Below are 11,083 nucleotides of genomic sequence, written 5' to 3'. Positions count from 1 at the left end.
CGGATCAGATTTCTATCACTCGGCCATTGCCGAACCCGGAGTAAGAGCGGATCAATGGCAGATCGGCCATCGTCGCGAAGCCGGTCGGTGCGTCGCACACCGCCGGGATCGCGTTGACGACCTGCATGGCGACGGTGATCAGGCCTGCCTTCACATGCTCTTCGATCGAGGCCTCGCGCGTGAAGCTGGCCAGCGGGAAGAAATGCGTGCGCATCGACGGATCTCCCTCGATGGTCAGGGTCCAGCCGTCCAGCGGCTTGGGCCAGTGGTCGGGATACTCACCGCCGATGGTCCACAGCGTCTCGAACTCGATCAGCGTCTCGCCGAGACGATGGCCGCGGAAGTTCCAACGCTGCCCGGCCGTGGTGCCCGCTTTGACCACATGACCGAACATCTCGAAATCTTTTATCGCTGGAATGCTTTCGAGGCTGACCAAAACGTCTTCGATATCCGCGTTCAACGTGTCGGAGATGAACCAGGTCTGTTCGACGAAAAGCTTCGTCAGAAAGCTCAGATACTCGTTGGCCGTCGGCGTCACGTCTCCAGGCGGTCGACCGAACCACATCCCGTCGAAGGTGATTTCGGTGCTCTCCCACAGCGTCCAGTCGGCCCGCTCCTGCAGCGTGACCCGGTCGATGGTGCGGCTCATGCCCGACAGCGCGAGCGGCAGAACCCCGGACAGGTTGCCCGGGTTCAGGCCGCTACCGTGGATGGTGGCGTTGCCCTTGTCGCATGCCGCCTGCAGGCGCTGTCGTTCCACCACGGGAATGCGGCGTGGGTGGAACAGAAACGACGGTGTCGCCACGTTCTTACCGCTCGCGAGGAGCGCGCAGACATCGTCGAGGTCGGTGAAAGACGGCGCGTAGAGAACGAGATCGGCATCGAGCGCGAGGATCTCCGCAGTGTCGGTTGTCGCAGTGACGCCGATCGGATCTCGGCCAACGATCGTGCCCAGGTCGACGCCGTTCTTCGCTTCGGAGTAGACGCGCGCACCGACCAGTTCGATATCGGGCCGGTGGTCGAGGATGGTGGTCACCATCTCGGCGCCCACTCCGCCGGTGGCCCACTGGATGACTCGTATCGGTCGCGTGCTCGTCAACGGACAGCTCCCTTCGGCCCAAGCCGGATCCCACTGTATCGGGGGTGATAATCTTAGTTCTCACTATTGGTTAAGTGAGGTTCTCGATATGGATGATGTGTTGGGTTATCAGGGCAAGTCGGTCGTCGTCACCGGCGCCGCATCGGGAATGGGCCAGGCGGCGGCACAGATCCTCGTCGACCTGGGGGCCACGGTGACCGCGCTCGACATCAATGCGACCACAGCTCCGGTAGCGCGCGCGTTGACTATCGACCTGCGAGATCGCGCGAACATAGAAGCGGTAGCCGAATCGATCGACGGGCCGATCGACGCATTGTTCAGCTGCGCAGGCCTTCCCGGCCCGCCGTTCAGCGAATGGGACACCATCCTCGTGAACTTCGTCGGTGCACGGCATCTGGCGGAGCAATTGGTGCCGAAGATGGTTGACGGCTCCTCGATCAGCGTGATCTCCTCGTCGGCGGCAATCGGATGGCAAGACCACATCAAGGCGATCACAGGACTTCTGGAGACCGACGGCTTCGATGGCGCCGTCGAGTGGCTCACCGCCAACGAGAAGAAATGGTCGTGGAGCGGCTACGCCTACTCGAAATACATCATCGATGCATGGGTGGGTTGGTGGTATCCCGAGTTGGGCGCGAAGGGGATACGCATCAACTGCATCAACCCTGGTCCCACCGAGACGGCGATGATGCCGGCGTTCCAGGATCTGATGGGTAAGGAGACGGTGGATCAGGCGATCGGGCCTGTCGGGCGATACTCGACGCCGGAAGAACAGGCCTGGCCGCTAATCTGTCTTGGAAGTCCGCGGCTGAGTTATGTCGGCGGTGAGGTGCTGTGGACTGATGGAGGTTGGAACGGCGCGATGACCATGGGCCGTCACGAAGCGAAGTGGGCGGACATCGCGGCGGGGGAGATGTCGAAGAACGGCTGAGTGTCTTTTCAGAAGAGTCCGATCCGCCGCGGGTGTGACGGTCGCACCGCGTGGCGTACGCACTGCGACGGGAAGCCAGTTATGCTGTTGCGGAGGCGATTTCTGTGGGCAGCCCGGCGCGACCAACATCGCGGAGATGTCCGTGCATCTGCTCTACCCACTTCCTCACGTCATGAGGATTCGGAAAGTCGAGGTTGTCTGCGGCCAAGACGTCCGTCAGCGCCTCGGTAAAGCCTGCAGTCACAAGCGAGCTCGGGCATACACAATTCGCGGTGATGCCCCTCGTGTGCAGAGTCTGAGCAGGCCCCAGCCGTCGTTCACAGCCGCGATCGATCAGGCATCGTCCACGTCGAGGTGACTGGCAGGACCTCGGCTGCTGAATCTAGCCTTTGGCGGCCGCGCGCCGCGATCGCTGCCGAGGCACCCTCAGCGCAAAGGGTTTCGGCGATCGCCGGGTCCGTGCCCTGGCTGCCTCCGGTTACGCCGGCTTTGGCGCTCGCGAAGCCCAGGACCATGGCGCGTACTACTCAGTCTTGCTTGGTGCGGGCGCGCGGGGCGAGATGGACGATGTCGCTGACGACCGTCGGGTGCGCGCGCGCGATGGCAATGAAGGACAGTAGAGCGTTCGCAACATCGTCGACCGCAGACATCTCGGCGGGAATCTGACCCTCCTTGGCCCATGTCCGGTACAGGTCCGCCAGCAGGTCTCGGTCGGCGCCGCGCAGAATCTCGGTTCCCTCGGTCGGGCCGATGCTCACCCGAATGACCGGCAGCTCCGGATGTTCGGCCCGCCATGATCGCAGGATCTCGTCGAGTGCCGCTTTGCTCGCGTGATATGCCGCGACGCCCGCGCGCGGTCTTCCGACGTCGTGACTCGAGGCGATGAGCGCGACGGCGTTGTCGGCGAGGTGTGGCACGGCGGCGCGCAACAGATGGGAGGCGCCGACAGCATTCACGGCGTAGGTGTGCATCCACGTCGTCACGTCGGTGTCCTCGATCAACGCGAATGGCGCAGAGGCACTGGTGAATACAATCGCGTCAAGGCCACCGAGGAGTGCTGCAACCTCGCCGACGACGCGTTCGATGGCCTGCGGGTCGGACACGTCGAGCTCGTGCGCCGAGCCGCCGAGTTGTTCGGCCAGTTTGGCTAATATATTCACCCGTCGCGCCGCAAGGGCGACCTTGGCGCCCCGGGACCAGGCAGCCAGCGCCAGCGCGTGTCCGATTCCGGAGGACGCGCCGACAATCAGCATCCGTGTTCCCGCGATATCGGAGTTGCGATCACTCATACGTTGCTTCCCCTGCCTGCTTCCGTCGTTGTCGCCAACGACTCGATGATCGACCGAATGGTGCGGCAACATCTGCCGCATTCCGATCCTGCCCCGCACGCCGCGGACACTTGCTTGGGGGTTCTCGCTCCCGCGACGACGGTGGCAGAAACGGTCTCGTTGGTGACACCTCGACAAAGACAGACATACATCAGTACAGGTCCGTCCCGCTGGTTTGGGCCAGACGCATCGCATTGACGAACCGTCCGACAAAGACGGGCGGGTAGGCGCCGACGCCGGCGGCGGCGAGCCAGGACGCCGCAAGCTCCGAGTGTTCGACCCACAGGAGTGCCTTTTCCGGGTTCGCCAGTTGCTGCAGGAACATCACCTCACGCGGGGTGTCGAACGCGCGGTAGACCAGGGTTCTGCGAATCCCGGCCCTGGCGAACTGGGATAGGGATTCGCGCACCCAGGCCAAGAATTCGTCGACGTCATCGACCGGGGTGATGGCCGCGACCACGATCTCGGTGCCCGGTGCGGGCGGGTCGCCGATATCAAAGCGCTCAACCGTCTCACCGGCGAACACAGCGGGAAGATCGTCGAGACCAACCGCATCGAACCATTCGAAGAGTTGCGGCGAGCGAAGAAGACTCACCAACGGTTGCCGGGTACGGACACCGATGACGACCAGCACCCTACTCGGGCCGATGATCGATTCGTAAATGAACGCATAGAGCGCCCCGAGATCCCGCAGGCTCTCTTCGTAACGGGTCAGTACCGGCCACACGCGGTCGGCGTCGCCTACCTCGAACTCCACAGCGAAGACGAAGCTGCGGAATTCGGATGCACCCATAATTCATAATTCTCGCATGTGAGAATAGATGTTCTCTAGCGGAGGTGGACATGATCGACTTCACCGACAAAGTGGCTCTGGTCACCGGCGGTGGCGCGGGAATCGGACGCGCAACCATATCGGCGTTCGCCCGGCAGGGAGCGACGGTTGTCGCGCTCGAGATTGACGAGGCCCGCGCCGAGGATCTGCGGACAGCGGAACCCAACGTGACGGTGGTACAAGGTGATGCGACCGATCCCGCCGATGTGGCATCGCTTGCAGCGACTATCGACGAACGGTTCGGGCGCGTCGATGTGCTGGTCAACAACGTCGGGCACTTCGTGACACGTCCCACTTCGTTCGAGAACATGACCGACGAACAGATCGACGACATTTACCGGGTGAACCTCAAGCACATCTTCTCCGTCACTCGGGCGGTGCTGCCGCTGCTACGGGACGCCGGTTCCGGCTCGAGCATCACGAACATCTCGTCGATCGAAGGGTTTCGCGGTATTCCGCACTTCGCGGTGTATGGCGCGTTCAAGGCGGCGGTCACAGGCTTCACCATGAGCCTTGCGCTGGAGTTGGGGCCGGAAGGCATCCGAGTCAACGCGGTCGCTCCGGAGACCACCGACAGCGCGCAGGTCCCTCTCGACCGGATGATCCACCCGTCCCAACAGCACCACATTCCGCGGTGGATCCCGCTGGGCCGTTTCGGCACTCCTGAGGATATCGCCGGATGTGTACTGTTCCTGGCCAGCCCGCTGGCCGCGTGGGTGTCCGGCACCGTGATCCACGCAGATGGCGGTGCACTGGCTGCCGCGGGCTGGTACCGCGACGATCGTGGGACATGGACCAACATGCCGGTGATCAAGGGCAACAGTCTTCGCCCGGCCGAGTAGGGCAAAACGCCGTTGCGCGAGCCGTACACGCATATTCTCGTCACGTGACATACAGGGTGAAGGTTGACCCCTACCGCGACCGTTCGACGTCGAGATCGACGACGATCCGTATCCGGTGTGGAAGCAGTTGTGCGACGAAACGCCGCTCTACCGCAACGAAAAGTACGGCTTCTACGCGTTGAGCAGGCATGTCGACATGGCCCGCGAGCTGGTGAACCGGGAGGACTACCAGTCGGGGCGCGGCACGGTCATCGGGGTGCTGCTCGGCAGGATCGAGGTGCCGCCGGGAATCATCCTGTTCAAGGATCCGCCGATCCATGATCTGCACCGACGCCTGCTGTCGAGCGTCTTCACTCCGCGGCCCATGGCGGCCATCGAACTGTTGGCCCGGGAGTTCTGCAGGCGCTCGCTGGAACCGCTGGAGGGCGTCGACCGCTTCGACTTCACCGCCGACCTCGGGGCGTGGATGCCGATGCGGACAATCGGGTACCTGCCGGGCATTCCCGAGGACCGGCAGGTCGCGATCCGACAGAAGAACGACCGCTTGCTCGAACTGTCCGCCGACGGTCCGGGCGAAGTGGCTGCAGACATGGTGACGAACTCCGGATCGATGATCGGGGAGTTCATCGACTGGCGCTATGAGAATCCCTCCGACGATCTGATGACCGACCTCGTGAACGCCGACGTCGAGGGACCCGACGGCTCGCGACGGCGGTTGACGCGCGGCGAGGTGCTGACCTACACCGGGACAGTGGTCGGTGCCGGCAACGAGACGACCACCCGGCTGATCGGGTTTCGCAGGGCAGCTGTTGTCCGATCACCCCGACCAGCGACTTGCGTTGGCAGCCGATTTCGGCCTGATACCCAATGCCATCGAAGAGATCCTGCGGTACGAGGCGCCGTCACCGGTGCAGGCTCGCTACATATCGCGCGAAGTCGACCACTACGGGCAGACGGTTCGCAACGGATCGGTGATGCTGCTGATCGACGGATCCGCCAACCGCGACGAGCGGCAGTTTCCCGACGCGGACACCTTCGACATCCACCGCAGGGGCGCACATCTGTCCGCGGGTGTGGCATCCATTTCTGCCTTGGTGCCGCGCTCGCCAGAGTCCAGGCGCGGATAGCGCTGGATGAGGTGTTGACGCGGTGGCCGGACTGGGACGTCGACTACACCGAGGCCAAACCTGCCCATACCACCAGTGTCAGGGGCTGGGCGACCCTACCGGTTTGGGTATGACATGACGAATACTATTGATTCGGAAGCGGATTGCGACACGGTGTTCTCTCCGTGGCCCACCCGGATCGGGTGGGGTCTTTTCGGCCTCGCCTACCTCGCCTTTGCGGTGGTGACTGTCGTGACGATCCAGTCCGGGTTGCACGGTGACCCGGAGCGGGCCAACCCCAACCCGGGTCCGGCACCGTATGCGCCGTTCCTCGGCTTCGACAATTGGCCGCACGCGGTGTCCATCAGCTCGATCCCAATGGCGATCGGCCTGATCACCGCGCTGGTGTGGCTCTCGTGGCGGCAGCGCAGGGTGCACTGGGCGGTGATAATCGCGTTCGCCGGTCTCATCACCGGTGCTCTGGATCCGCTGGCCAACTGGGCGACGTTCGCGATCTTCGATCCCCGCATGCTGCACTTTCCGCTGACGTGGCCTTATGTCAACATCTCGCCCAATCTCGAACCGGCACTGGCGTTCCTGGGTGGCTATGCGGCCTACTACCTGCTGAACGGCCTTGGTTTCCTGCAACTCCACGACCGCCTGCTCGACCCGTTCATGCGGCGCGTGAACTGGCTGGCAAGCTATCGGTTGGTCAGGGTGTTCATCGGGTCGACGATCGTCGCGATCCCGATCAACGGGCTGATCCAGTTCACCTGGATGCGCGCCGGCATCTTCTTCTACACCGAGGCCGTCGGGCCGGTCCTCCAGATCGGCCACATCCATTTCCCGCTGATCATGGCGATGTACGACTCGATCATCTTCGGCATGGTCGCGGTGATGTGTGTCCGCGATGAAAACGGCGACCTGGTGCTGATCAACCGCATCGCACGCTGGTTACCTGCTCGGGCGGGCAGGCCCAAAGTGACCCTCACCAGGCAGCTGCTCATCTCGGTGACGGTCGGCCTCGTATCGTTCGCCACGCCGCTTGCTGGGCTGGCCGGGCTGCGGGAGGCCGGTCTGTCGCGGCCAGCGTACGACCAGAATCCGTACCCGAACGTGAAGGTCTACGACCCGTACGGTCATCTCGAGGACGCCGGTAAGCCCGGCCCGTTTTTCAGATGACGCATCCATCAGAGGAGACATTCTTGCTCGGCGACAACGAAACTCGTTACCGCGTCGTCCACGTCGGGACAGGCCTCACCGGCACTGAGGCGTTGCGCGCGCTCATCGACGACCCGGCACTCGAACTGGTCGGCCTGAAGGTTTCGACCCCATCCAAAGTCGGGGTCGACGCGGGTGAGCTGTGTGGTGGTCCGAACGTCGGCGTGATCGCAACCGACGATGTCGCCGCAGTGATTGCCACAAAACCGGATTGTGTTTCGTATTGCGCGACGGCTGTCAGACGAGACGACGACGCCGTCGCCGACATCGTCGAGTACCTGAAGGCGGGAATCAATGTAGTAGCCATCTCGACGATTCCCATGGTCTACCCGCCGGCCGCGCCGGAATCTTGGCGCACCACCATCGAAGCGGCTGCCGCGGAGGGGAATTCATCGTTCTATGCCACTGGTGCCGAGCCCGGCTTCATCAGCTTGAACATTCCGACGGCGCTACTGTCCGGCGCGGGACGGGTCGACTCGTATCGGATGGATGAATACGCACTGGACTTGGACACGTCGTATCCCATCTGGGAAGTTCTGCACGAGTCGATGGGATTCGGCAAGCCTGACGGCCACGTACCCGCACGGATAGCCTCAGGCAAGGTCAATCACGATTGGGAGACCGTGGTGCGGTATCTCGCGGACGTGCTTGGGTTACGGCTGGACAGTGTGGAATTGGAATGGGAGACGCCGTTGGCACCCGAAGATCTCCCCACCGCGCTCGGCACGATTCCTAAGGGGACCATCTGCGGCCACCGATGGCAACTGTCCGGGGTCATCGATGGCAAGTCGGTCGTCGCCGTGCAGTACTTCGCCACCGTCAGCTCGACTCCGTGGCCGGACGACTGGCCGAGGCCGGTCCGGGAGGGCCAGGGCGGGATGATCTTTCGGGTCGAAGGCAGTCCGAGTATGAGTCTTGCGCTCACCATGAACCAGAGCCCAACCGACCGCGTCAATCCCGGCATCACGGTGACGGCGATGGCGGCGGTCAATGCCATCCCTGCAACTGTGGAGGCGGAACCGGGCGTCATCGGGATGCCGTTGGCCGGACCTGCAATTGTCAGCCGATTGTCACGTAGCCGCTGATGTCCAAGGCCCGCACCGTGGTGATAACCGGTGCCTCGCGCGGACTCGGGCTCGCCTCGTCCGCTGAACTGTATCGCCGCGGCTGGTGTGTGGTGGGGGCGATGCGGTCGGCCGAATCCGGCCTCGACCGGCTACGTGAAGCCACCGGTGCGCGATCCGACGATCCGCGACTGCTCGGGGTGAACCTCGATCTCATCGACCCCGAATCGGTTTCGGCCGCGGGCAAGGAGATCGTCGAGAAGGTCGGGGCGCCACATGCGTTGGTGCACAACGCCGCGGTCGCGAGTGCCGGGTTCGCCGAGGAGACCCCGGCCACCGAGTGGACAAGACTTTTTCAGACGAATTTGTTCGGACCCGTCGCGCTGACCAACACGTTGTTGCCAGCGATGCGCACCGCCGGGCGTGGGCGCGTTGTGGTGGTGTCGAGCACCGTCGCTGTGCGCGGAATGCCGATTTCCCCGATTTACTCCGCGTCCAAAGCCGGATTGGAACGGTGGGCCGAGTCATTGGCCGCCGAAATCGCGCCGCACGGTCTCGGCGTGACCATCCTGATGGCCGGCACGTATGCGACGGAAATTACCGGCGACGCCACTCCCGTCTTCCGGAATCCCGATGGGCCGAACGGACCGATGCACCCGAAGATGGAGAAGCGCGGTCGCGCCGCGGTGAGGGTGGCCAATCCGCCGGAGCGCTTCGCGAAGTCACTGGCTCGATCGCTGGAACGCGATCGCGGCCCGATCGTGCACCGCGGCGCTGGAATCGACGCCAAGATCTTTCGGACCGTCGGCCGCTTCACTCCGACATCCGTCATGCACCAACTGGTGCGCGTCGGGCTCGCGCAGCCGAGGTTCGGTGCGCTCCGCGAGACTCGTTGACGGGAAACGGTATCGTCGCGAACTGTGAGTGCAGCACCGGATGCCCGGCTGAGGAGACGCAGCAGCGGTGAGCAGGTTGCGGCGTATCTACGGGACGAGATCATGGCCGGCCGGCTCGCTCCCGGGGACCGGATCAATCAGGAGGAGACCGCGGCAGTTCTCGGGGTCAGCCGGGTTCCGGTTCGCGAAGCTCTGGCGATTCTCGAGAACGAGGGCCGCATCGAGACTGAGCTGCACCGCGGCTCGTACGTCCTCCCGATCGACCCGGAATCGGTCCGCGAGAACACCGAGATCTTCGGACTGATCTACGCCTATGTCGCCCAGAAGGCCGCCGAGCGGTTGACGGATGACCTCGATGCCGCGCTGGCGGCCATCGGTGTCGAACTGGAAGCCGCAACTTCCGGTGACGAGGTGTGGCGAGTCGTCGGGAAGTACGTCGACGCCATCATGGAAGTCGGCGTCTCCAAGCGGATGAATCGCACGTTGCGTCGCATGCGTGTGCTGGTTGAGGTCAGCGATGTGAATGCGGTGTCACCGGAAGCTGTCGAGACGACGAAACTTGGTATTTTGAAGACGATTTCATTGATACGTACCGGTGACGGAAAGCGCGCGTCGGCGAATCAGATCGAAACTCAGAGGGCGGCGGCCGAGCATCTCATGGCCGCGCTGGAGTCCCGGCAGGCCTGAGAGTTACTTCGGGCGGAGAGCTCGCCGGTTGACATTGTGGATACATTATACAATATTCACTTAAGAATTCGGGTTCTCGGAAATGAGAACGAATATAGGAGGTCCGCATGCTCCACGAGTTGGTGCGACTGACGTTCGCGTGGGGAGCGATGGTCGGGATCATCTGGTTCTGGTACTGGCTGTTGTCGAACATCGGAACCTTCTGATGGCCGGACGCAACGGGATGTCCGAGCAGGACCGGCGCCGTCACCGCGCCCTGATCGTCTTCCAGATCGTCGTCTACGGCGCGATGGCCGCGATGTTCCTCGTCCAGTTGCAGATGTTCTTCGTCAGGGATTGGTAGGTGACGCCATGACATCGATGACTTTGGATCTGCACGAGGACGAGAGTCGCCGAGCGCAGAAGGCCGCCGATCGCTGGCTGATCGTCGGCTCGATCCTGATGGGTTCCCTGGTGCTCGGACCGCTGGGACTGCCGGTCTTCTGCCGCGGGATCTACCTGCTGCACAAAGCACAAACCGCCGGTCTCTCGGTGCGTCCCATGATGGTCACGCTGATCGGCTACGTGATCATCATCGATGCAGCGATCAACAGCATCGGCTGGGGCCTGGACGTTTTCGCCAACCATGCGTTGATCACCCGCACGATCTTCACTGCGTGGGGCAACCTGATGGACGGCGGATACTTCTGGCACTACAACGAATTGTGGATCGGCGGCGCGGGCGCGCCCGGCGAGAAGTCGTGGATCATCATCTGCATCGTCGTTGTCTTCCCGATGCGCATCGCCGCCGGGATCGCCTTCCTGCAGATGAGGCGGTGGGGACACCAGTGGATGATCGTCACCTGCTGGTTCGGCCTCATCACCTGGCTTGGCTACATCATCAACATGACGATGTATGCCGACGTGCGCTACGCCGGCGTCGCCTTCCCGGTCCTCGGGTGGTGGCTCTACAACATCTTCTACATAACGCCGTTCCTGGCGATTCCATACCTCCACACCGTGAACCGTGAGATCTTCTCCGATTGAGGACACCCCGTGACCGAAACAGAACTGCCCGTCGGCACCACACCGCCCTTT

The 11,083-nt window shown here is 63.1% G+C and carries 12 protein-coding genes and 1 pseudogene; 9 read left to right on the top strand and 4 right to left on the bottom strand.

The window, feature by feature from the left end:
* Positions 1-4 precede the first annotated feature (4 nt).
* Positions 5-1,099, bottom strand: coding sequence for a dihydrodipicolinate reductase (locus ACIA48_RS09385; protein WP_396730013.1), 1,095 nt, complete (start codon positions 1,097-1,099; stop codon positions 5-7).
* A gap of 88 nt (positions 1,100-1,187) precedes the next feature.
* Between ACIA48_RS09385 and ACIA48_RS09380 the strand changes: the two genes are divergently transcribed.
* On the top strand, positions 1,188-2,030 hold the full coding sequence (locus ACIA48_RS09380) for an SDR family oxidoreductase (protein ID WP_396730011.1): 843 nt from the start codon (positions 1,188-1,190) through the stop codon (positions 2,028-2,030).
* A gap of 527 nt (positions 2,031-2,557) precedes the next feature.
* On the opposite strand, the gene ACIA48_RS09375 is transcribed toward ACIA48_RS09380, so the two are convergent.
* The 3 genes from ACIA48_RS09375 to ACIA48_RS09365 are packed head-to-tail and all read right to left on the bottom strand — an operon-like array spanning position 2,558 to position 4,151.
* Positions 2,558-3,319, bottom strand: coding sequence for an SDR family oxidoreductase (locus ACIA48_RS09375; RefSeq protein ID WP_396730008.1), 762 nt, complete (start codon positions 3,317-3,319; stop codon positions 2,558-2,560).
* On the bottom strand, positions 3,316-3,510 hold the full coding sequence (locus ACIA48_RS09370; protein ID WP_396730006.1) for a bacterioferritin-associated ferredoxin: 195 nt from the start codon (positions 3,508-3,510) through the stop codon (positions 3,316-3,318). Before ACIA48_RS09370 ends, ACIA48_RS09375 begins: the two co-directional genes overlap by 4 nt.
* Positions 3,510-4,151, bottom strand: coding sequence for a fatty-acid--CoA ligase (locus tag ACIA48_RS09365; RefSeq protein WP_396730004.1), 642 nt, complete (start codon positions 4,149-4,151; stop codon positions 3,510-3,512). The genes ACIA48_RS09370 and ACIA48_RS09365 overlap by 1 nt, the downstream gene beginning before the upstream one ends.
* Before the next feature lie 50 nt (positions 4,152-4,201).
* Here ACIA48_RS09365 and ACIA48_RS09360 point away from each other — a divergent pair, with 50 nt between their 5' ends.
* The 8 genes and pseudogenes from ACIA48_RS09360 (at position 4,202) to ACIA48_RS09325 (ending at position 11,032) form a co-directional block, all read left to right on the top strand.
* The gene (locus ACIA48_RS09360; RefSeq protein WP_396730002.1) at positions 4,202-5,032 is read left to right on the top strand and encodes an SDR family NAD(P)-dependent oxidoreductase; all 831 of its coding nucleotides are present in this window, start codon (positions 4,202-4,204) and stop codon (positions 5,030-5,032) included.
* Positions 5,033-5,126: 94 nt separating this feature from the next.
* Positions 5,127-6,272, top strand: a pseudogene (locus ACIA48_RS09355) (cytochrome P450).
* Between the two features lies 1 nt (position 6,273).
* Positions 6,274-7,320, top strand: a complete 1,047-nt coding sequence (locus tag ACIA48_RS09350) for a hypothetical protein (RefSeq protein ID WP_396730000.1) — start codon at positions 6,274-6,276, stop codon at positions 7,318-7,320.
* A complete protein-coding gene (locus ACIA48_RS09345; RefSeq protein WP_396729998.1) occupies positions 7,317-8,444 on the top strand; it encodes a dihydrodipicolinate reductase in 1,128 nt (375 codons plus the stop codon). Before ACIA48_RS09350 ends, ACIA48_RS09345 begins: the two co-directional genes overlap by 4 nt.
* Positions 8,444-9,319 carry an SDR family NAD(P)-dependent oxidoreductase gene (locus tag ACIA48_RS09340; protein WP_396729995.1) on the top strand — a complete coding sequence of 292 codons (876 nt, stop codon included), beginning with the start codon at positions 8,444-8,446 and terminating at the stop codon, positions 9,317-9,319. Before ACIA48_RS09345 ends, ACIA48_RS09340 begins: the two co-directional genes overlap by 1 nt.
* Before the next feature lie 24 nt (positions 9,320-9,343).
* Entirely contained in the window at positions 9,344-10,006 is a 663-nt protein-coding gene (locus ACIA48_RS09335) for a GntR family transcriptional regulator (protein ID WP_396729993.1), read from the top strand.
* A 205-nt stretch (positions 10,007-10,211) separates the two neighbouring features.
* A complete protein-coding gene (locus ACIA48_RS09330) occupies positions 10,212-10,349 on the top strand; it encodes a hypothetical protein (RefSeq protein WP_396730786.1) in 138 nt (45 codons plus the stop codon).
* Positions 10,350-10,357: 8 nt separating this feature from the next.
* Positions 10,358-11,032 carry a hypothetical protein gene (locus tag ACIA48_RS09325; RefSeq protein WP_396729991.1) on the top strand — a complete coding sequence of 225 codons (675 nt, stop codon included), beginning with the start codon at positions 10,358-10,360 and terminating at the stop codon, positions 11,030-11,032.
* The last annotated feature ends 51 nt before the right edge of the window (positions 11,033-11,083 follow it).

The sequence above is a fragment of the Mycobacterium sp. NPDC051804 genome (assembly GCF_044452905.1).
Taxonomy (GTDB): domain Bacteria; phylum Actinomycetota; class Actinomycetes; order Mycobacteriales; family Mycobacteriaceae; genus Mycobacterium.
The sequence above is the reverse complement of the archived record's forward strand: the minus strand, read 5'-3'. Positions and strand labels throughout refer to the sequence as shown.

What these genes read in the sequence shown, in the direction of transcription:
- ACIA48_RS09380 (WP_396730011.1), top strand. Translation starts at nt 1,188, where the DNA reads ATGGATGATGTGTTGGGTTATCAGGGCAAGTCGGTCGTCGTCACCGGC.
- ACIA48_RS09350 (WP_396730000.1), top strand. Translation starts at nt 6,274, where the DNA reads ATGACGAATACTATTGATTCGGAAGCGGATTGCGACACGGTGTTCTCT.
- ACIA48_RS09375 (WP_396730008.1), bottom strand. Translation starts at nt 3,319, where the DNA reads ATGAGTGATCGCAACTCCGATATCGCGGGAACACGGATGCTGATTGTC.
- ACIA48_RS09370 (WP_396730006.1), bottom strand. Translation starts at nt 3,510, where the DNA reads ATGTATGTCTGTCTTTGTCGAGGTGTCACCAACGAGACCGTTTCTGCC.
- ACIA48_RS09365 (WP_396730004.1), bottom strand. Translation starts at nt 4,151, where the DNA reads ATGGGTGCATCCGAATTCCGCAGCTTCGTCTTCGCTGTGGAGTTCGAG.
- ACIA48_RS09330 (WP_396730786.1), top strand. Translation starts at nt 10,212, where the DNA reads ATGGCCGGACGCAACGGGATGTCCGAGCAGGACCGGCGCCGTCACCGC.
- ACIA48_RS09340 (WP_396729995.1), top strand. Translation starts at nt 8,444, where the DNA reads ATGTCCAAGGCCCGCACCGTGGTGATAACCGGTGCCTCGCGCGGACTC.
- ACIA48_RS09360 (WP_396730002.1), top strand. Translation starts at nt 4,202, where the DNA reads ATGATCGACTTCACCGACAAAGTGGCTCTGGTCACCGGCGGTGGCGCG.
- ACIA48_RS09345 (WP_396729998.1), top strand. Translation starts at nt 7,317, where the DNA reads ATGACGCATCCATCAGAGGAGACATTCTTGCTCGGCGACAACGAAACT.
- ACIA48_RS09325 (WP_396729991.1), top strand. Translation starts at nt 10,358, where the DNA reads ATGACATCGATGACTTTGGATCTGCACGAGGACGAGAGTCGCCGAGCG.